Origin of the sequence: Pseudoduganella sp. R-31, assembly GCF_049913235.1 — a bacterium.
Classification (GTDB): Bacteria; Pseudomonadota; Gammaproteobacteria; order Burkholderiales; family Burkholderiaceae_D; genus Rugamonas.
Genome location: NZ_CP183986.1, coordinates 1062401 through 1082632 on the forward strand (window position 1 = coordinate 1062401; position 20232 = coordinate 1082632).

The 20232-nt window shown below is 64.4% G+C and carries 18 protein-coding genes; 9 read left to right on the plus strand and 9 right to left on the minus strand.

Annotated features, from left to right (window positions below; all coding sequences use genetic code 11):
• Window positions 1-14 precede the first annotated feature (14 nt).
• Window positions 15-2093 (plus strand): putative bifunctional diguanylate cyclase/phosphodiesterase, encoded by a 2079-nt coding sequence (locus ACN9MY_RS04905; protein WP_426320841.1) that lies wholly within the window; start codon window positions 15-17, stop codon window positions 2091-2093.
• 159 nt (window positions 2094-2252) lie between these two features.
• Here the strand turns inward: ACN9MY_RS04905 and ACN9MY_RS04910 are convergent, their stop codons facing one another.
• Window positions 2253-4382, minus strand: a complete 2130-nt coding sequence (locus ACN9MY_RS04910; RefSeq protein WP_426336896.1) for a ricin-type beta-trefoil lectin domain protein — start codon at window positions 4380-4382, stop codon at window positions 2253-2255.
• A 158-nt stretch (window positions 4383-4540) separates the two neighbouring features.
• Between ACN9MY_RS04910 and ACN9MY_RS04915 the strand changes: the two genes are divergently transcribed.
• From ACN9MY_RS04915 to ACN9MY_RS04930, 4 genes are all read left to right on the plus strand, one after another.
• Window positions 4541-5521: a lipin/Ned1/Smp2 family protein gene (locus tag ACN9MY_RS04915; RefSeq protein WP_426336897.1), complete on the plus strand. Its 981-nt coding sequence runs from the start codon at window positions 4541-4543 to the stop codon at window positions 5519-5521.
• Window positions 5522-5563: 42 nt separating this feature from the next.
• On the plus strand, window positions 5564-5941 hold the full coding sequence (locus ACN9MY_RS04920) for a PH domain-containing protein (protein WP_426320847.1): 378 nt from the start codon (window positions 5564-5566) through the stop codon (window positions 5939-5941).
• Window positions 5938-6066, plus strand: a complete 129-nt coding sequence (locus tag ACN9MY_RS04925) for a hypothetical protein (RefSeq protein WP_426168007.1) — start codon at window positions 5938-5940, stop codon at window positions 6064-6066. The genes ACN9MY_RS04920 and ACN9MY_RS04925 overlap by 4 nt, the downstream gene beginning before the upstream one ends.
• Before the next feature lie 77 nt (window positions 6067-6143).
• The gene (locus ACN9MY_RS04930; protein ID WP_426320849.1) at window positions 6144-7049 is read left to right on the plus strand and encodes an alpha/beta hydrolase; all 906 of its coding nucleotides are present in this window, start codon (window positions 6144-6146) and stop codon (window positions 7047-7049) included.
• Here ACN9MY_RS04930 and ACN9MY_RS04935 read toward each other — a convergent pair.
• Window positions 7046-7798: a substrate-binding periplasmic protein gene (locus ACN9MY_RS04935; RefSeq protein WP_426320851.1), complete on the minus strand. Its 753-nt coding sequence runs from the start codon at window positions 7796-7798 to the stop codon at window positions 7046-7048. The genes ACN9MY_RS04930 and ACN9MY_RS04935 overlap by 4 nt on opposite strands.
• Window positions 7799-8013: 215 nt before the next feature.
• On the opposite strand from ACN9MY_RS04935, the gene ACN9MY_RS04940 reads away from it, so the two are divergent.
• Together ACN9MY_RS04940 and pnuC are read left to right on the plus strand one after the other, a co-directional pair.
• Window positions 8014-9507: a tetratricopeptide repeat protein gene (locus ACN9MY_RS04940; protein WP_426336898.1), complete on the plus strand. Its 1494-nt coding sequence runs from the start codon at window positions 8014-8016 to the stop codon at window positions 9505-9507.
• A gap of 9 nt (window positions 9508-9516) precedes the next feature.
• Window positions 9517-10092 carry a nicotinamide riboside transporter PnuC gene (pnuC, locus tag ACN9MY_RS04945; protein ID WP_426336899.1) on the plus strand — a complete coding sequence of 192 codons (576 nt, stop codon included), beginning with the start codon at window positions 9517-9519 and terminating at the stop codon, window positions 10090-10092.
• Window positions 10093-10098: 6 nt separating this feature from the next.
• Here the strand turns inward: pnuC and ACN9MY_RS04950 are convergent, their stop codons facing one another.
• From ACN9MY_RS04950 to ACN9MY_RS04965, 4 genes are read right to left on the minus strand one after another with little or no spacing between them, the layout of a single operon-like run.
• Window positions 10099-12192, minus strand: coding sequence for a TonB-dependent receptor plug domain-containing protein (locus tag ACN9MY_RS04950; protein ID WP_426336900.1), 2094 nt, complete (start codon window positions 12190-12192; stop codon window positions 10099-10101).
• Window positions 12193-12202: 10 nt separating this feature from the next.
• Window positions 12203-12916 (minus strand): SIMPL domain-containing protein, encoded by a 714-nt coding sequence (locus tag ACN9MY_RS04955; protein WP_426336901.1) that lies wholly within the window; start codon window positions 12914-12916, stop codon window positions 12203-12205.
• A 12-nt stretch (window positions 12917-12928) separates the two neighbouring features.
• The gene (locus ACN9MY_RS04960) at window positions 12929-14176 is read right to left on the minus strand and encodes a M56 family metallopeptidase (protein ID WP_426336902.1); all 1248 of its coding nucleotides are present in this window, start codon (window positions 14174-14176) and stop codon (window positions 12929-12931) included.
• Window positions 14169-14552 carry a BlaI/MecI/CopY family transcriptional regulator gene (locus ACN9MY_RS04965; protein WP_426168023.1) on the minus strand — a complete coding sequence of 128 codons (384 nt, stop codon included), beginning with the start codon at window positions 14550-14552 and terminating at the stop codon, window positions 14169-14171. The genes ACN9MY_RS04960 and ACN9MY_RS04965 overlap by 8 nt, the downstream gene beginning before the upstream one ends.
• 319 nt (window positions 14553-14871) lie before the next feature.
• Here ACN9MY_RS04965 and ACN9MY_RS04970 point away from each other — a divergent pair, with 319 nt between their 5' ends.
• Window positions 14872-17433, plus strand: a complete 2562-nt coding sequence (locus ACN9MY_RS04970) for a TonB-dependent receptor plug domain-containing protein (protein WP_426336903.1) — start codon at window positions 14872-14874, stop codon at window positions 17431-17433.
• Here the strand turns inward: ACN9MY_RS04970 and ACN9MY_RS04975 are convergent.
• Window positions 17417-18184 carry a response regulator transcription factor gene (locus tag ACN9MY_RS04975; RefSeq protein WP_426168027.1) on the minus strand — a complete coding sequence of 256 codons (768 nt, stop codon included), beginning with the start codon at window positions 18182-18184 and terminating at the stop codon, window positions 17417-17419. The genes ACN9MY_RS04970 and ACN9MY_RS04975 overlap by 17 nt on opposite strands.
• Window positions 18185-18433: 249 nt before the next feature.
• On the opposite strand from ACN9MY_RS04975, the gene ACN9MY_RS04980 reads away from it, so the two are divergent.
• Window positions 18434-18931 carry a winged helix-turn-helix transcriptional regulator gene (locus ACN9MY_RS04980; RefSeq protein WP_057264480.1) on the plus strand — a complete coding sequence of 166 codons (498 nt, stop codon included), beginning with the start codon at window positions 18434-18436 and terminating at the stop codon, window positions 18929-18931.
• On the opposite strand, the gene ACN9MY_RS04985 is transcribed toward ACN9MY_RS04980, so the two are convergent.
• Together ACN9MY_RS04985 and ACN9MY_RS04990 are read right to left on the minus strand one after the other, a co-directional pair.
• Complete coding sequence (locus ACN9MY_RS04985) at window positions 18924-19736, minus strand: anti-sigma factor family protein (RefSeq protein WP_426336904.1); 813 nt, start codon at window positions 19734-19736, stop codon at window positions 18924-18926. The genes ACN9MY_RS04980 and ACN9MY_RS04985 overlap by 8 nt on opposite strands.
• Entirely contained in the window at window positions 19733-20230 is a 498-nt protein-coding gene (locus ACN9MY_RS04990) for an RNA polymerase sigma factor (protein ID WP_426336905.1), read from the minus strand. Before ACN9MY_RS04990 ends, ACN9MY_RS04985 begins: the two co-directional genes overlap by 4 nt.
• Window positions 20231-20232 lie beyond the last annotated feature (2 nt).

Sequence of the window (20232 nt, forward strand, 5' to 3'; positions counted from 1 at the left end):
GAACGAGGATCGATATGGACGCACCCATTGCTTCGCTCTACCTGATATCCGTGGGAGCGCTAGCAATGTGTTCATTCCAGGCGGCTTTGCTGGCGCGCAGCAGTTCCTACGTGCGGGCTTGCTGGGTCTTCGCCGTGATTTGCTTCACGTTTGCCTTGTTCCAGTATGCGAATCTGCGGCAGCAGCTGGCGTCCGACCTGGCGGCGGCGATTGCCGCCCACAAGTGGGTCAACCTGTTTTCGCTATTGCTGGTGCCGCAGATCTGGTACCTGATTGCCGCACTCGACGACCGCAAGCGGGCCTTCTTCCTTAGTTATTTTGTCGCGGGCGTGACGCTGCTCCTGGTGGCGGACAATTTCATCTCGCCATTTGGCTACCGCTTCGCTTCCCTTGCTGCCGAGGCGCCCTGCAAACTGCCCTGGGGTGAACAGGCATTTCTCCTCGCCGGTGAGACGACTCCGGCTTATACCGTCAACCGGCTGTTGTCGCTGGGAGCCGCCCTGTATGCCGCGGCCTTCTGCATCCGCGCCCGGCGCGAGCGCGCGCGCTTCTCCAATCGCGTGGTATGGCTTTCCGTGGCGCTGATCGTAGTGACGACCGCCATGGGCGGCGCAACCGACGCGGGCAAGCTGCAACTGCCTTACCTGAGCGGCTTCGGCTTCCTGTTCCTCGCTGCTTCGTACTTGCTGCTGGTGCGGCGGGAGGCCGCGCGGAGCATGACCGAGAAGATTCGTATCAGCGCCGCGCTGGAACGCGAAGTCGAAAGCCATAAGCTTTCCAGCCTGCGCTTCGAGCATGCGCTGACCAACGATGCGCTGACGCGTCTGCCGAATCGCGCGGGTGCGCTGGAAAAGCTGCGCGCCATGTTCATCCAGAGTGAATCGAACCTGACCAGGATGGCGGTGCTGCTGCTTGACCTGGACCGGCTGGCGATCATCAACGGCACCCGCGGATACGAGGCCGGCAATCAATTGCTGGTCGAAGTGGCGCAGCGCCTGCGCCAGGACTGCAGCAAAGGCGGGCTGGTGGCGCGCCTGGGAAGCGCGCGCTTTGTCGTCGGCATTGCGGGCCACAAGACTGTGGCTGGCATCGAGCGCGAAGTGGAAGAAATACTGGCCGCAGTCAAGCCGCCATTCAGCATTCCCGGCACGGTACTGAACATGACCTTCAGCGCCGGCGTGGCTGTCTATCCCGACCATGCTTCGTCGGCGGAGGATCTCCTGGCTTCGGCCGCGCTGGCCTTGCACCAGGCGCGCGACGCCGGGCCGGGCAACCTGCGCGTGTTCCACCCTTCGCTGCAGCAGACGCTGAGCGAGCGCATCGGCCTGGAAAACGAATTGAAGGACGCGCTTGAAAAGGAGCAGTTCGTCCTGCATTACCAGCCGCAGATATGTGCCGCCTCCGGGCGCGTGGTGTGCATGGAAGCGCTGATCCGCTGGCATCATCCTTCGCTCGGGCTGGTCATGCCGGACAAGTTCATCCCGCTGGCCGAAGCGACCGGCGCGATTGCCGCCATTGGGTCGTGGGTGATCGATGCCGCCTGCCGGCAATTGGCGAGCTGGCGTGAAAACGGTTTCATCGATATTCGCGTGGCGGTCAACCTGTCGGCGCAGCAGTTGCTGCTGTCCGATCTTGGCGATACCGTGCAGGCAGCCTTGCAGCGCGCCGGCCTGTGGGGCGCCGATCTGGAACTCGAAATCACGGAGTCCGTGCTGATGCAGGACCCGCAACGCTCGATTGAACGGCTGGAGGCTTTGCGCAGGCTGGGCGTGCGCCTGTCGATTGACGATTTCGGCACAGGCTATTCCTCGCTCGGCTACCTGAAGCTGCTGCCGGTGCATGCCTTCAAGCTTGACCGCAGCTTTGTGCGCGATATCGGCAAGTCGGCCAAGGACCTGGAGATCTGCGCCACCGCGGTCGGCCTGGCGCGCAACCTTGGCCTTGAGATCGTGGCCGAAGGGGTGGAAGATGCGAGCCAGGCGACGCAGTTGCGCAAGCTCGGCTGCCATCTCCTGCAGGGCTATTACTTCGCCCGTCCATTGGCCGTCTACGCCGCAACGGACTTCCTGGCAACCGAAAGGAGGGTTGCATGAGGCCCGGCTGGAAACCGACCCGGCGCAATCGCAACGCCGGCACCAAGGCGAATGGCCTTGGACGCGGAGGCCCAAGGGCGGCTGCAGCGCTTTGGGCCGATCGTCGACCCTGAGCGCATGGCAAAGGAAGGGCTGCAGCCGGCCTGGTTCACCTTCTGATCATTCCCAGTGCCAGGACTGGCCCCAGCTTTCCTGGTAGTCCCACAGGTGCAGGTCCTGGCCATCGAATGAACCCCACCAGGCGTCTTTGACGTCGATTGCCTTGCCAGGGGCGTGGCCAGGGCGCAGGGTCTGGCCGGACCAGGAGAAACGCTGGTTGGCCTTGTCGTTGCAGTCCCAGACGACCAGCCTGGCCCCGTTGCCGGTACCGAAGGCGTAGACGTCGACGCATTTGTCGGGGTTGTTCTTGCTGCGCAGCAGGCCATCCGGGTCCTCGTACCACAGTTGCGTGACCTGGCCCTGGCAGCTCCAGTGGTGGACCGGCGTGCCGTTGGCCATGTTGTTGCCCTCGATGTCCATGCACTTGCCACGGCCGTCGACCAGCTTGCGGAACACATAGGCGCCGCCAGGCTTGACGCTGGCAATCACGCCCACCCCAGTGACGGAACCATCCGACACCAGGCGGATGCGCGCGCTGTCGCCGTTGACCATGAAGCTGGTGGCGATGGCGCCGGACAGCGATTTCACCAGCGCTCCATTGCGGTCATATACGTGGATGAAGTCCCGGTTCGCATCGGTGCCGCCGTTGACGTAGACTTTCAGCGCGGCTGCGCCGGGGATAGTCAGCCACTGGGAGCGGTCTTCGTTATTGCCGTAGGCGCCGCTGCTCCAGCTTGTGGCAAGCGCTTCGATGCTGACGCTTGCTCCGCTGGACGTGCCGGCGCCGTCGGAGACCAGTTGCGCGATGACGCCGTTCTCGGCGACAACCAGCGATTGGGCAAGCGTTCCGCTGAAGCTTTGCAGCAGGCGACGGTTGCTGTCGTAAATGCGCAGCGCGTCGCCCGCGCCCAGCACGCCGCTGACGTTGACGCGCACTGCGCCGGCACCGGGCAGGCGCAAGGTTTGCGCGAGGTCGGCGTTATTCCCGTAGGCGCCGGTGTCCCAGCGCGTTGGCGCATCGTCATATTTTTCCCATTTGCCTTCCTCCGCCTGGTCCGAGTAATTGAGCCAGACGGGATTGGCGCCGGCCGCCAGGCGCAGGCGTTCATTCATGTACGCGTTGGCGGGAACGGAAAACGCGAAGCCGCTGCCGAAAGCCGCGACGCAAGCCTGCTTGCCGCCCTGCCAGGCGCCGGCCGCAGGCGTAACGCGCCAGTCGTCCGGCTGGGCCTTGCTCTGGCAGGCGAAGCGCAGCGCCACGGTGCAAGCGGCATCGTTCCAGCGCCCGTCGCCGCGCATTTGCGCGCAGTCTTCATTGTTATAGTCGTTCGGTTCGCCTTCGGCCCAGGACCAGATGGCGGAGGCGATCATGCCTTCGTCCCAGCGGTCCGCATCGACGTTGTCCACGCCGCAGCGCATCAGGGCAGGGATGTTGGAAGGGTCGATGGTGCCGGTTTCGTCGACCCAGGAATCGGGCAGCACGTCTTTGCCCAGCTTGGAGTCGGAGACCGCGTAGATTTTGTCCTGCTCGATCGGCAAGCCGTCCACTGTGCAGTTAGCGGTGTTGACGTACTTGACTTGCCGGCTGTTCCAGCCGCCCGCAGCGCCGGTGGCGAACAATGGGCCTTGCCAGACCACGGCGCCATCGTAGGTATTGTTGGCAGACTTGACGATCACCCGCTTGCCGCGGGCGATCATTTCGCGCGGCGTTTCCCAGCGGTTGGCCGGCTTGTCGGAGGGCTTGTACAGCAGGTTTCCGAAGACTGCTGTCAAGGGACCCACCACGCCGGCCTGGTTGTTGGCACGATCCTCCAGGTCGACAAAGACGATTGCCTTCGGATTCGCGTCAAGCCAGTTGCGAATCTTCCACAACTCATTGGGGTAATTGTCCGGAGCGCCGTAGATCGCCGCACAGTCCTGGTGGCACAGCTGAACCTCTCCATTATTCATGTGCAGGTCCAGGTCGACGTTGCGGATGCCCGAATTGAGCAACTGGTTCATCGGCCAGCGCTGGTTGGCCCAGGTGGCGCCGCTGTCGTTCCATGCATTATGCGCGCCCAGTACCTGGATGCGATTGAGCGGGGTGTCCATGGCTACGTCGTATTGCGTGCGGATGCCCAGGCCAAGGTCCGCAGCGTGCAACGCCTGCATCCCGAGCAGGAGAGAAACGATGACGCCTGCCAGCTTCATTCTGCCTCCGAAAGGTGAGTGCCCTGAACCGGAAAACATACCCCAGGAAGGGTGTGCGCACGATGGAGGGCAGCCTCTAGGATTTTGGCTCGTGCGGTCATTTACTTGTAGCAGAGTCCTGCTAGTTTGGCCGGCACACCCATTCATAGGAGGAACAGATGCTGAAAACCGTTAGCTGCGCGGTCGTGGCCGCGTGCGCCTTTTCCGTCTTGCCGGCCTTGGCGGCTTGCCCTGACTACGTGACGGCGGCCAATCCGCCTGCACTGTCGGGCCCTGCGCGCAAGGGCTTTGCCAACTTCGGCAACACCATCCTGGCCGGCCTGTACAAGCCCTGGCATATGGTGCACGACGTCATCGTGAAGACGGGACAGCCCGCGACCATCACCGGCAAGTTCGATTACGATGCGGTCCTGCACAAGGACCTGGAAGGCGAACGGGTGCATGCCTACCTGTATGGCACCGGCATGCAGCAGTGGCAGTATCTCGGCAGCTTTATTACCGACAGCGACGGCAAGGCCAGCGTGCCCCTTGGCGTGCGCCCGGTCGGCGACTATGTGGTGCGCTTCGTGGTGGAGGGAGACCTGAGCAGCACCAACGGCTACCTGAGCGTGGTCGATCCAAGCCGTGACGCGGTGCTGTTCGACATCGACGGCACCCTGACCATCAACGATTTCGAAGCCTATGCCGATTACGTCGGCGTCAAGACTGCAACGGCGTATTCCTACGCGCCGCAGGTCGTGAATGCCTACCGCCAGAAAGGCTACCAGGTCATTTTCCTGACCGGACGGCCTTACTGGGTAACGAAGGATGGCCTGGAATGGCTGAAGATCCAGAACATGGGGCAATGGCACTACCACTCAAATCCCTACGGCGGCGGCCCCATTCCTCCGGACACGCAACAGTTCAAGACCGAGTATGTGCGATACCTGCGCAACACCGTTGGCCTGAATATCGTGCGCGCCTACGGCAACGCCACGACCGATATTGCGGCCTATGCCGACGGCGGCATACCGAAGGCGCAGACCTATATCATCGGCCCGAATGCAGGCGCGTCCGGCACGCAGCCGATCCAGGGCGATTACACCGCCCATTACAGCTTCGTGGTGGAACCTACGCCGGTGGCGAGCTGCCGCCTGTAACGTGGTAGATTCCCACTTTGAACACTGAGAAGGAGGTTTGAAGTGGGAATCCTTGACGGCATGCTGGGTAACGCGTCCAAGATCGACATCGCGGACTTGCGGGAAGACTTTGCGAAAGTCCTTGCACCGAATGAGCGAGTGGAGCATGCTTACCAACTGATACGCGACTATTTCGTGTTTACCGACAAGCGCCTGGTGGTAGTGAACATCCAGGGTGTCACGGGCAGCAAGAAGGAGTATCACTCGATCCCTTACAAGAGCGTGACGCATTTCAGCATCGAGACCGGCGGCACGCTGGACCTCGACGCCGACCTGAAGATCTGGATCTCCAGCATTGCGGAACCGTTCACGCAAAAATTCAACAAGCGCCTGAGCATTTACGAAGTGCAGGCAGTCCTGGCGAGCTATGTGCTGAAATGAAGCGAATTGTCTTCGTGCTGGTGTTGGCTGCAGCCGCCTTCTATATCTGGGGCGATCCTGCGGGGCTGCTGCACCGCGTCAGCATGTGGACTTGCGACTGGCTGCGCGTCTTCAAGGTTTGCTGACGCATCCATTGTTCGCCGGCGGACGAATTGTTACGGCGAGGCGCTCGCTAGCATGATGGCTTTGAAGGGAGCCAGCCATGCCAGCCTACGAAGTCATCGACATCCCCAGCCACCAGCCAGCCCTGGTGGCGCGCGTGCGGCACACCGCCCCCGACCGTGCCAATGGCGCTCTGCCCGTACTGTTCGTGCACGGGGCTTCGTTCCCCTCGGGATTGTCTTTCGATTTCCGCATGGATGGCCAGTCGTGGATGGACTGGATGGCTGCCCGCGGCTACGACGTGTATGCGCTCGACTTTCCCGGCTACGGGCTGTCGGATCGCTATGCCGGCGCTGCTGCATCGCCGCCTGGCCGGGCGCGCGAGGTGGCGCAGGATGTGGGCAGCGCGGTGGACGCCATCCTGCGCAGGACGGGCAAGCCGCAAGTCCTGCTGGTCGGGCATTCCTGGGGCGGCTCGGTGGTGGCGCGCTACGCCCTGGACCACGCGGCCAAGGTGGCGAAGCTGGTGCTGTTCGCGGCCATCACGCCGCGCGCTGCAGCCGGCCCGGCGCCGGCGGCTGCACCTGCCAAGCCGGTCGATGCCTACGAGGCATTGACGCCCGCCCAGCGCATCGCTGCCATGGACGGCTTGCGCCCGCCGCAGGAACCGCCACTGTTGCACGCCGATGTCTTCGCTCGCTGGGGTGCGCAATGGCTGGCGTCGGATGGGCGCCGCGATGGCGCAGTAAGCTTCCCTGCCGGTCCCAGTGCCGACCTTGCGGACTTGCAGCAGGGCAGCAGCTATTACGATCCCGCGCGGCTGCAAATGCCCGTGCTGCTGGTGCGCGGCGAATGGGACGCCTGGCCCGGCGACGCGGACTACCGCATCTTGCAGGCCGCGATCAAGGGCGCACGCTACGTAACCATCGCGCGCGGCACCCACGTGATGCACCTGGAAGCGGCACGCGTGCAGCTCTATGAAACGGTGCGCGGATTCCTGGACTAATTGATGCCGTAGCGCGCACGGATGGCAGCCAGCGCGCCGTTCTGCTCGAGCTGGGCGATCGCCTGGTTGATGCGCGCGAGTTGCGCTTGCGTGGTGCTGGCGGCATTCAGCATCAAATGCACCGGCGCGCGGTAGGGCATGTAGGGCAACTGCACGATCCGGACCTTTTGCAGGCGCGCGATGTGGCGCAGGGCGTGGGCATCGCCCATGATCAGGTCGCCGCGTCCGGCCTCGAGCATCTTGATGCCCTGTTCGAAAGTGCCGAAGGTGCTGCGCCGTCCTTCCGCGTTCAGCAGCGGCAGGGCGCGTTCGTAGTCGTCGCCGTAAAAGCCAAGGCGCGGCGCCAGCAGGCTGGCATGCTGGGTGGCGATGTCCTGGAAACTGTCGATGCGGCGCAGTTTGTCCAGCTTTTCGGGCAGCGTGAACAGGCCCACCGTCTCCTGCCGGTAGGGCAGGCTGAAACGGGCGTAGCCGCGCCGCTCCTCAGTGGCGGATGCGGCCATCAGCAGATCCAGTTTGCCTTGCTGGAACAGCACGTTGCGCCGCGCCGGCGGCATTTCCTTTTCCAGTTGCAGGGCGCAGCCGGCATGCTTGAGTATGGCCTGCAGCAATTCGAAATCGACGCCACCCAGCACTTCCTTATCATTGTGATAAAAGTAGGGCGGCCACTCTTCCGGCGCCAGGCGCAAGGTGCACGCCTCGGCCGGGCAGGCGAGCTGAATCAGGAGTGCAGCGAGCAACATCCTCATGACCGAGGGCATCCGAAAATATCCACGAGGACAGTGTTTCAGATGGCAGCGTCGCTGTAAAGAAAAAAGCTGGTGAATGTGGTGCCGGTATATTTCCCGACCGCCGGCCCCGGTAGTGGCGCCGCAGCGCCAGGTGCACGCATTTTGCTGGCCGAATGTGACCGCCGTTTGACGCCCGTTTGACGCCCGTGTGACGGCTTGGTGTAATAGCGGCCATGAAAGAAATACATGCACTGCTGCAACAAGCCGTCGCCCTGCACCAGAAGGGCGAACTGGCGCGCGCGCAAGCCATCTACGACGAGGTGCTGCGCGTCCAGCCGCTCAATTTCGATGCGCTGCACCTGAGCGGGGCACTGGCGCGCCAGCAGGGCGAGCCGCAGCGCGCGCTGGACTTGATCGATGGCGCGTTGGCCATCGATGCCCGCCGCGCCATCGCCCATTGCAACCGCGGCGTCGCCTTGCAGGACCTGGGCCGCTATGAAGAAGCCCTGGCCAGCTTCGAACGCGCGCTGGCCTTGCAGCCGGATTACGCCATCGCCCTGAGCAACCGCGGCAACGCCCTGCGCCACCTCGGACATCTCGATCGCGCGCTGGAAAGCTACGAGGCGGCGCTGCGCCTCTCGCCCGGCTATGCCGACGCCCTGTGCAACCGTGCGCTGGCGCTGCAAGCGCTGGCACGCCACGAGGCTGCGTTGGACGGCTTCGGCGCGGCGCTTAGGCTGCGCCAGGAATATCCGGAGGCCTTGCATGGCGCCGCCGTTTCGCTGCTGGCCCTGGGCAAGCCGGCCGATGCGCTGGAAGGCTTCGAGCGCGCACTGCACCTGCAGCCGGAGTACGCGGAAGCATGGTGTTCGCGCGGCGCCTTGCTGCTGCGCGCGCAGGATCATGAGGAAGCGCTGGCGAGCTTCCAGGATGCGCTGGCGGTGCGCCCGCGCTACGCCCGCGCCCAGCTTGGGCTGGCGAACACCCTGCGCGCCATGGGCCGCCGCGATGAAGCGGTAAAAGCCTACCAGGCAGCGCTGGCCTTTGGCGCCGATGCCGACACCGTCGGCTACATGCTGGCCATCATGGGCGCCGAGCAGGCGCCGGGCGCCTCGCCGGCCGCTTATGTGAAGGCGCTCTTCGACCAGTATGCCGGCAATTTCGACCGCCACCTGGTCGACGTGCTGCGTTACCGCACGCCGTCGCTGCTGGTGGAAGCCTTGCGCCGCCACTTGCCGCCGGGCGAGCTCGATGTGCTGGACGCCGGCTGCGGCACCGGCCTGTGCGGGCCGCTGCTGCGGCCACTGGCCTGCCTGCTGGAAGGCGTCGACTTGTCGCCGCACATGCTGGACCGCGCCCGCGATACCGGCCTGTACGACGGCTTGTACTGCGGCGAGATGGTGGGCTATTTGCGGACCCGCCCGGCCAGCGTCGACGTCATCGTCGCGGCCGACGTGTTTGTCTACCTGGGTGAGCTGAAACCGGTGTTTTCCGTGGCGCGGCTGGCGCTGCGCAGTGGCGGCCGCCTGGCCTTCTCGGTGGAGGCGCACGATGGCGCCGAGGACTTCGTATTGCGTTCCTCCGGCCGCTATGCGCATTCGCGCCAGGGCATCGAAACGCTTGCGCGCAGCCACGGCTTTGCCATCAATGAAATCACCCCAAGCACCCTGCGCCAGGAAAGCGGCGAAGACATGCGCGGCTTGCTGGTCATATTATCGAGAGGCTGAATACATCCCATGCGCATGATCATGGCAGAGCCGCTTGAAATCGCCGCAAATGCGATCATGGCAGTCTCGATCGTCCTGGCGGGACGCAACAATGTCCATTCCTGGTGGACCGGCATTGTTGGCTGCTCGCTGTTTTCCGTGCTGTTCTACGACTCCCAACTGTATGCCGACGTGGCGCTGCAGCTGTTCTTCATCGTCACCTGCATTATCGGCTGGCGCCAGTGGCTGCGCGGCGACCATGGCCATGCGCTGCATATCCGTACCACGCGGCCTGCCGTCCTGCTGGTGATGGCGCTGGTGGGCGTCGCGGCCACCGCCGCGTACGGCCTGATGCTGAAGCACTACACCAACGCCTTCGCGCCTTTTGTCGATTCGACCGTGCTGATGTTCTCTGTCATCGCGCAAGTGCTGCTGATGGGGCGCCGCATCGAAAACTGGCCGGTGTGGCTGCTGGTGAACACCATCTCGGTGCCGCTATACGCCAGCCGCGGCCTGTACCTGACGGCCGTGCTGTATGCGGCCTACTGGATCAATGCCCTGGTGGCGTGGCGGCATTGGCGCCGCGAGCGCCGGGCAGGGCGCTAGGCAGTCTCAGAACTGGCGCTCGTAGCTGGCGCGGATCCAGGCCGGATTGTCGATGGACTGCACATTCTCCTTGCGGCCGTTGGCATCCGCATACACGCTCCCGGCAAGAGACGGCTGGCGCAGGATGCTGCCGGCGGTGATGCGCCATTGGCTGCCGGGTGCGAGGCGGTAGTTGACGTAAGCTTCCAGGTTGCGTTCAACGCCGTTATAAGCAGATTGCCATCGCGTGATCCGGACCCGGCCCGTGGCGGTGTACGACAGGTTGGCGCCGCCACCCCATGGCCCGGACCGGTAATCGGCGCCGGCGTTCGCGGTCCAGCGTGGTTGCCGGGCCAGGCGGTTATCCGGGCCCGGCACGCTGTCCACACGCGACCAATGGCGCCCGGCGGTGAGGGAGAAGCGCAGCGGCGTTGCCGGAAGCGGGACTTTCCATTCCAGCTCCATGCTGCTGGTGCGTGCGCTGCCGAAGTTATCGGGCGAGGAAACCCAGCGCCCATCCTTCTCGGAGACTGCGTTGAAGATCACGTCGCTGATGTGCCGCGTACCGGCGGACAGGGAGAACAAGGCGCCATCCTTGCCGTAAGCTTCGAATGCGACATCCAGGCCGCGCGCCAGCTCGGGCCTGAGCTGCGGGTTGCCGCTGGCATCGGGCGCCAGTTCCGTATTGACCAGGCTAAGAAGACGGCGCGGCATTAACTGGTTGGTGGTGGGAGCCTTGTAAGTACGGGCCAGGGCAAAGCGTAGCTGGCGGCGCTGCTCGCCGGGCAGCTTCCATAGCGCTTGCAGGATCGGGCTGGTGACGCCGGCGCGCACCGTCACCGCGGCAAAATCGTTGCCGCTGCTGCGCGTCGCGCTGGTCTCGCGCCGCAGGCCGCCATACAGCGACCAGCCGGAACCGAGTTCCCATTCGTCCTGCACATACGCCGCTGCATTCCGCAGGCGGGTGCGCGAGGTACGATCGAAATCGACGACGCCGGCGCCGCCTGCCGACGTCTCGTCCTGCTGCTCGCGTTCGCGCTGGTGACTGGATGACAGGTCCCAACCGAGGCTGATGGCATGGCCGCGTGCGGCCGGCAGCGACAGCTTGCCGGTCCAGCCTCCGCGCCGGCTGCTGGCGTCGACGTCGTAGCGACGGTCCAGGGTACGCTCGCCAGCGGTGCGCTCAAAGCCCGAGTTGCGCTCGCGTTGCACCTGGTCGCCGCTGACGCTCAGCGTGGATTCGATGCGGCCGCCTTCACCCCATGGGCGCGACCAGTTGCCTTCCGTGCGCAGTGCCGCCGTTTCATCCTTGCGCCCATAGTCGGTGTGCACGTAGGGCAGCACGCTGCCGCCGGTCAGTTGCACTTCGCGCGCGCGGTCGGCATGAAAGCGCACCACATTGGCGAAGGTTTGCCATCCCAGCGTTTCCGTTGCAGACAGCTTCCAGTTGAAGCGGCTGTTTGCGTTGAAGAACAGGAAGCGGTTGCGGCTGCGCTCTTCTTCCTCGCGCCGGCTGGTGAGCGCGCCGGACGGACTGGTCTCCAGCACGCCGGTGTGCTCCGGCCGATGGTTGTTGCCTTGCGTGACGCTGGCATTGAAGGCATGGCTGCCTGTGTCATCCTTGTCCGCCAGGCCGAAGCCGGCGCTGCGCGATGGCAGGTGCGCCGGCAGGGGGGCGGCAGCGCGCCATTCCCGCGTTGGCTTGCTGGCGCTCCTGCGCAGCACGATATTGATGGTGCCTGCTACCGCCTGCGTGCTGTGCTCTGCCGTGGCGGAGCGTATCACTTCGATCTTGTCGATCATTTCCGGCGCCAGGTTGTCCAGTGAAAAGCCGGGGGGAGGGCGGTCGCCGTTGAGCAGGACCTGGGTGTAACCGGCTCCGAGGCCGCGCATGCGCGGGCCGCCGTCGCTGACGGACACCCCCGGTAGCCGCTTCAGCACGTCAAGGGCATTGGCGTCGCCGAACTTGAGGATTTCCTCGCGGGTGATGATGGTGCGCGAGGCAGTGTCGCGCTCGCGCTGCATGTCGGCGCTGGCTCTTACCTGCACGACGGGCGGCGTTTCCTGGGCGTAGGCGCGTGCGAAGGCCATCGCCGCGCAGGCGATCAGTCGAATTTTCATGGCTTGTGGCTTACTTCAGGACGAAGATGGCATTCACGGTTTGTGAATAGGGGATTGAATCCGGCACGCTGTATTTGCCGGTTTGCGGCGCGGTGCCGCGCGTTTCGCGGCCGGCCTGCTGTTCCATGAACGGTGCGCCGACCTGGGCAAGCGGGCCGCGTGCGATGGCGACCACCGGGCCAAGCTTGCGGCCGAAGGCTTTGGCCAGCGAGTTGCCCTTGTTGCGCGCGTCGTCGGCGGCGGCTGCCATCAGCTGGGTGTTGATATCGTCGCTATCGGTGCGGTCGAAGGTCGGACTGATGCCGGTGACATGGGCCAACTCGACCAGCTTGGCGACCAGGTCCGGCCATTGCGCCAGGTCGCGCACGCGGGCGTGGAACAGGCGGCCCATCGAATAGGCTGGCGCGGGTTGCTCGTTGACCGGGACGGTTTTCTTTTCGATCTCGTAGGATTCGATGTCGGCTTGCTGCACGCCGTGATCGGCCAGCAGCTGCATCACGCTGGCGCTCAATTCCTGCAACTGGGCGGCGGTGGCTTCCGCGCTCGCATCCTGGGCCCCGGCTTCGAACTTCACTTCGCCGATGTCGGGCCGCATCCACAGTTGCGCCTTGCCGCTGGTGCTGACGAACGGATGCGAAGGGAGGGGGGAGGCGGATGCCTGCGCGCTGCAGGCGGCGGAAACCAGGCCCAGAACCAGTGCCGCGATGCTGGTACTCAATCTCATCAGCTGTGTTCCTTATTCGAGGGTCCAAACGTACTGCATCTGCTGCCAGGTGGCGACGGGTTTGCCGCGCACCCTGGCGGGTTTGAAATGGCATTTGCCGATGCCGGTTCGCGCTGCCGTGTCCAGGCCCGGGTGGCCGCTGGACCTGACCACGCGCGAGCCGGCGACGTTGCCGCGTTCGTCGATGTTGAACGACAGCGTCACGGTGCCGGTATGCTCGGCTTGCAGGTCCTCGCTGGGCCACAGCGGCTTGGCGCAGGACTTGAAGTCGACCACGGCCGGCGTGCGCGCTGCCGGGACGTTGGCGGCGTCGACGCGGGCATTCGCGTAGCCGGCCAGGCAGGCGGCGGCGACGCCCAGCGCAGCCACAGCGGCCTTCCAGTTGCTGCGCTGCTCTTGCGGCACCATCAGGTGGCGGATGCGCTGCATCAGGTCGCCCCCATCGGCGGCCAGCGCCACGCGCTGCGAGGCGAACTGCATTTTCTCCAGCTCGGACAAGGCGAGTGCCAGGCGGCGCGGTTCGCCAGTCAACCGTGCGGCGATGCTGTCGGCCACCAGTTCGCGTTCATGGCGGATGCGGCGCGACAGCCACCATACGGCAGGGTGGTAGAACAGCAGGGTCTCGACCACGTTCTGCATCAGGTTGACCAGGAAGTCATGGCGTCGCACATGGGCCAGCTCGTGCGCCAGCAAGGCTTCCAGCAATTCCGGCGGCATGCGCGCCAGCAGCGCGGCCGGGACCAGCACGACCGGACGCCACCAGCCCGCGGTGATCGGGCTGGCCAGCGTTTCAACGATGCGCAGGCCGACCTGGCGGCGAATGCCAAGGCGGGCTGCGAGACTCGAAAGGCGCTGCTGCCAATGGCCGTTGCGGCCGCCGGTGCGGCGGGCGCGGGCTATCCAGGCCAGGCCGAAGGCGCTGCGCAGCGCCAGGGCGCCGACGCAGGCCAGCCAGGCGGCGACCAGCATCGGCAAGTGCCTGTCGATGCTGGCCAGCAGTTCGCTTTGCCCGAGCGTGGCCGCGCTGCCAGACAGTACCAGGGCTTGCAGGGAGCGCGGCGTGGCCTGCAGCGCACTGGCGAATTCGCCGGCCGGCCACAGCAGGCAGGCCAGCATGGCCATGCAGGCGACCGCGTAGCGCGCGCCGGGGCGGGCGCCGCGCATCAGCCAGAGCAGGGCGGCCGCAGCGAGGCCGACCAGTGCACCTTGCCAGACAAAGTGGAGCAGGGCCCAGCCGGCCGCGTGGATGATGTCATTCATTCGGCTTGTCCTCCTGCTTCAGCAGCGCTTCGATTTCCTCGCGTTCCTTCTTCGAGATGCCGCTGCGCAGAGCCGCCAGCACCAGCGCCTTGGCGGAACCGGCGAAGGCGCGCTGCAGCAGGTCCTGCAGCATATTGCCCTGCATCGCCTCGCGCGCCACGGCGGCGGCATAGATATGGGAGCGCTGGCTCTCGTCGCGGATCAACAGGCCCTTGCCATGCATGATCTGCATCAGGCGCAGCACGGCGCCGTAGGCCAGGTCAGGCTTCTCGCCCAGCATGGCTTCGTGCACCTGCTTGGCGGTGGCGGGGCCCAGCGGCCAGATCGCCTGCAGCAATTCCAGCTCGGCGGGAGTGGGTTTCGGAATGGTAGCCATGTTTATTTCCTTCTAAGGTTTTGGCTAGAATAGCCTGTCTAGACAGAGTTGTATACTTTGCCGTTTTCCTTGTGGCGCAATGTAGACAATGCTGTCTATATATTCAAATTGCATATAAGTCTGAGATTTAATTAGTTTCTGAAATGAAGGGTCGACGTTATAGTTGCCGCATGAATTCGCAAGCTGTCCTCCGCCGCCACACCATCTACATGCTCTGCATGGCGCAGTGCATGTGCCGCTGCTAAGCACCCCATCCCCCTAGTTTTGCCCGACCTGCCAATCCGGCCGGCGCGGGCCTCGTACACCCAAAAGGAAGACCATGATCAAGCCACTGAGCATTACGCTGGCCATTGCCGCCGCATTCCCGCAACTCGCTTACGCCGAGGAAGAACTGGCGCGCGTCGTCGTGACAGGTTCGAATATCCGCACCTCGCAAAAGGAAGGCGCCAGCGCCGTGCAGGTGCTGACCGCCAAGGAGCTTGCCGCCACCGGCAAGGCCACCGTGGCCGATATCCTGCGTACCATTTCCGCCAACAGCGGCAACAGCTATAACGAGCAGTACACCGGCAGCTTTTCGGCCGGCACGGCGGGCCTGTCGCTGCGCGGCCTGGGCCAGAAGAACACCCTGATCCTGGTGAACGGCAAGCGGGTGTCGTCCTACGCCACGGCGCAAGACCTGCAGGAAGTCTTCGTCGACCTGAATTCGCTGCCGATGGCCGCCGTGCAGCGCATCGAAGTGCTGAAGGATGGCGCCTCGTCCGTCTACGGTTCGGATGCGGTGGCGGGCGTGGTCAACATCATCCTGTACAAGGAATTCAAGGGCACGGAGGTGAGCGCGCAAGTGGGTTCGTCCACCGAGGGCACCGGCCAGCTTGAACGCAGCGCGTCGCTGCAGACCGGCTTTGGCAGCCTCGATGAAAAAGGCTGGAGCGTGGTGTTCTCGCTCGATGCGCTGAAGCGCGACAAGCTGCAGCAAACCGACGTGTCCTACCTGCGCGGCAGCGACTTCCGCGGTTATGCCAACGGCACGCTGGCCTGGACCCCGACCAATTACTACGGTACTTCCGACGCGACCAAACAGCTTGGCGGCGTGCAGGGGCCGCTGCAGGTGCAGAACTACGGCGACATCACGCCGGGCAAGAGCGGCCGGGTGCTGGCGTATAACCCGGCCGAATTCCGCACCCTGATCCCGGGCGTGGAGCGCGTGCACACCTCCTTGCGCGGCACCTTGAAACTGAATGACGACACCGAAGCTTATGCAGAAGGACTGTACGGCTACTCGTGGGCGGAGCAGACCTTTGGCGCACCGCTGACCGTGGGCAGCGGCCTGCGCGCCTGGAACAATGCCAGGCAGGCGTTGGACAACATCACGGTGGCGCTGCCGGCCGGCCATCCGAACAACCCTGGCACGACCGCGTTGCCATTCACTGCCACGCTGTTCGACCTGGGGTCGCGCATGAAGCAGGACAAGGTGGACTTCTACCGCGCCCTGACCGGCATCAAGGGCAACTGGAACGGCTGGGAATACGACGCTTCCATCGCCCGCTCGGGCAGCAAGCTGAAGGAAACCGTACAGAATTTCGTCAACCGCTACGAGTTCGAAAAAGTGCTGGCGGACGGCAGCTACAACTTCGCCGACCAGTCGAAGAACAGCGAAGAGCTGCGCAATCGCCTGCGCCTGTCGACCCTGCGTCCCGCAGAATCGACGCTGACCGTGGCCGACTTCAACGCATCGAAGGAACTGCTGGAGCTGCCGGCCGGCGCGCTGGGCTTTGCTTTCGGCGGCCAGTGGCGCCAGGAAGAGATGAACTCCAATACCTCGACCGCCGTGCTGTCGGGTACGGAACTGCGCCCTGCGATCAACATCATCCAGGGCAAGCGCCAGGTGACTGCGGCCTTCGCCGAATTCAACGTGCCCGTGCTGAAAGACCTGACTGTCAACCTGGCCGGCCGTGCCGACAAATACAGCGACTTCGGCTCCGCCTTCTCGCCGAAAGCCAGCGTGCGTTACCAGGCCGCCCCCTGGCTGCTGCTGCGCGGCACCGTGTCGCGCGGCTTCCGCGCACCTTCGCTGCCGGAGATTACCAGTTCGACTTCGGTCAGCTACGGCTCCGTGATCGACAAGCGGGACCCGATTACCCCAAGCCAGGCGCGCGGCATCACCAACATCACGGTCGCCAATACCGAACTGTCGCCTGAGCGCTCGAAGAACCTGAACCTGGGCTTTGTTGTCTCGCCATCGGCCAATAGCAGCGTGGGCGTGGACTTCTACCATATCCGTACCAAGGGCGTGATCGACACCGAAAGTACCGACACCATCCTGGCCAACGAAAGCACCCATCCTGAGAAAGTGGTGCGCGACGCCCAGGGCCGCATCCTGACCCTGTACCGCCAGTATGCCAACCAGGGTGAACGCGTAGTGAGCGGCATCGACGTCGACCTGCGCTACAAGCTGCCAAAAACCGCCTACGGCAACGTGACCCTGAATGCGCAATTGAGCCGCGTGTTCAAGTATGAACAGCCGCTGTCGAACGGCGAGCCGCTGACCAACGGCGCCGGCACCAACTATTTCGGTTCCATCCCGAAATGGCGCGGCACCACCAGCGCAGCCTGGGAACTGGGCCAGTGGACTGCCAACGCGGCATGGAATTACGTCGACGGCTACGAGCAGACCACCCGCCCCGGCGAGCGTGTCAAGCCATTCGCCACCGTGGACCTGAACCTGGGCTACAGGATCAGTGCGGCCACCAGCGTGAACCTGCTGCTGGCGAATGCCTTTGACCGCAAACCTTCGTGGGACAGCTCGTTCAACTTCTTCGACTACACGCAAGGCGACCCGCGCGGCCGCTTCGCCTCAGTCAAGCTCAATCACAAGTTTTGATGATCGAGGCGCGGTAGCTGCTGGGAGTGGTGCCCATCCGCTCGCGGAAGGCGGTTGCGAAATTGCCGGCATTGGCAAACCCGAGCAGCAGCGCAATGTCCTGCACGTCCATGTCGGTATCGCGCAGCAGGTGCATGCCGCGCTGGATGCGCGCTTCGCGGATGTAGGCGAACACGGTCATGCCGGTGTGGGTGCGAAACAGCTGGTTCAGTTTTTCGCGGTAGGTGCCCACGCTGGCGGCGATTTCCGCCAGGCCGGGCAGGGCTGCCAGGTTGTCGTAGATCAGGCGCTTGGCGGCGTTGACGATCACCGAGTCGGTGTCGATCGGCCCTGCTTCGCTGGCCTCGACCGGGGGCCGTTTCATCAGGTTCAGGTGCACATGGATGCGCGCCGCCAGTTCACCGGGCGTAAACGGCTTGCTGACAAAGTCCACCCCGCCAAGCTGAAGGCCCATGATGCGGTCTTCCACCGCCTCGGTGCCGCTCAGGAAAATGATCGGGATATCGCGCGTGGCCGGGTTGGCCTTTAACAGTCGGCAACAGGTGTAGCCGTCCATATTCGGCATCCGCACGTCCAGCAGGATCAGGTCGGGCCTGCCGGACAGGGCCAGCTGGTAGCCCTGCTCGCCATTGAAGGCCACCGACACCCGGTAGGGCATTTCGCTTAACAAGTCGACGAGCATGCGTTGTTCGAACGCGGAATCATCCACGATCAAAATATTTCGCACTTGTGCATCGCTGGTCAGGTACATGGTCGCTCAGGGTGGGGCCGTGTTGCTTATTATGCCCATGTTTGAAAAAATGTTGCGCATTTCACATTGAGCAAAGGCATTCTCTCCTCTGGCAAAAGTAAAGTGCGCCGCAACAACGCCGAATGGAAAGAAGATAGCTACGTTCCTTGCAAGAGTGATTTTTGGTGAGTCTTTTAGGGGTGTTTTCGCGGTTCAATTGAGTCTGAAGCATTCAACTGGTTAAATTAAACCAACTGACTAGGAGGCAACATGAAACATACCGACTTTGGCCAAATGCCCTGCCCGATCGCGCGTAGCCTCGGCAAGGTAGGCGAGTGGTGGAGCATCTTGATTCTGCGCGATGCGTTTTACGGCCTGACCCGCTTCGATGAATTCGAGAAGAGCCTGAAGATTGCGCCGAACATGCTGACCCGTCGCCTGGCCGGCCTGGTCGAGGGCGGCCTGATGGAGCGCCGCCAGTACAGCACCCGCCCGCCGCGCTATGAGTACATCCTGACCAAGGCAGGCCGCGACTTCAAGCCTGTGCTGCTGGCCTTCATCGCCTGGGGTAACGAGCACCTGTCGCCGGAAGGCGCCAGCTTGCTGGTGGTGAGCCGCGAAACCGGCAAGCCGGCCGACCAGGTGCTGGTCGATGCCAACAGCGGCCTGGCCATCAATGACGAGGACTACATGTTCGCGCCAGGGCCTGCGGCGCCGGAAGTGATGCGTAACCGTATCACCGAAGCCGGCCGCCGCATGCCTAATTAGGCTGCAGCTGTTCGTAGACCGCGTTCGCGACCTGCGACAGCTCTTTCTTCCCGACGGCAGCCGACAGCGCATAGCCGAAGCTGCCGTCGATCCAGTAAAACACTCCCACGTTGCCTTCCTGCGCGAACCGGAATCCCGTGTCGCGGTTTTGCTGTTGGCCGGAACTGACGTAGAGCGTGAGGCGCTGACCGCCGGCATCGGCGTACATGAATTGGGCAACCGGGCCCGTGCCGCCGGGCAGCAGCCTTCCTCCCACCAGCTCATAACCCTGTTGCGCCAGTTGCGGCGGACGCAGTTGCTTGCCCAGGCGTTTCGACAGCCAGGCCACCAGGTGCTGCTGCTGGTCGGCGCCGACTTCGACCGGGTGTTTTACTTCCGGCGTGTAGACGGCGTGCGCGATGGCGGCTTCGCGCGGCAGGGAGGCCAGGGGCTGGACCGGGCTGCCGGTTGCAAGTCCGCTGCTGCCATCCATTCCCGCGCCGCGCAGCGTCCACCCGGCCGCGCCGCCGATCACCCCCGCGCCGGCGGCCAGCGCCAGCATGGCGGCCATGCGGCGCCAGGCTGGCATGGCCCGGGCAGGACTGTTGGCCGGGCCGGGCCGGCCAGGCGGCGCCGGGTGCAGCGCTTGCGGAACATCGGCGTCCAGCACGTCGTCGAACAGCGCGTGCAGGGCGGCATTCTGCTCGCGGTAGGCTTGCAGCCGGCCGGCTTCGGCGGGATGGTCGGCCAGGTAGCGATCGACCGCCGCTTGCCGATCCGGCGGCAGGCGGTCATCAACCCAGGCTTGCAATTCGGCTTCGTTCATTTCACAACCTTCAAATTGACGGCCGGCGGCTGCCCCGTCATCAGCCGGCGCAGGTTCTCGCGCGCGCGGCTCAGGCGCGACATCACCGTGCCAAGCGGGATATCGAGCGTGGCGGCCACTTCTTCATAACGCATTTCTTCCAGCGCTACCAGCAGCAGGACCTCGCGCTGGGCAGGCGGCAGCTGCTGCAAGGCGCGCTCCAGGTCGCGCAAGTCGAGTCCCGCCGTGGGCGGCGCGGCCGGCAGGTCCGCGTCATCAAGCTCCATGGCCGGCGGCGGCGAGCGCCGTACCTGGTCCACGTGCAGGTTGTGCATGATGCCGAACAACCAGGCGCGCAAGTCACCATCCGGGCGCCACTGGGCGATGCGCTCCCAGCCGCGTTCCACGGTGTCCTGCACCAGGTCGTCCGCGCTGGCGCTATCGCCGGTCAGCGCCCGCGCATAGCGGCGCAGGCGCGGCAGGCAGGCCAGCAAGCGTTCATGCATTTCCTGCATGC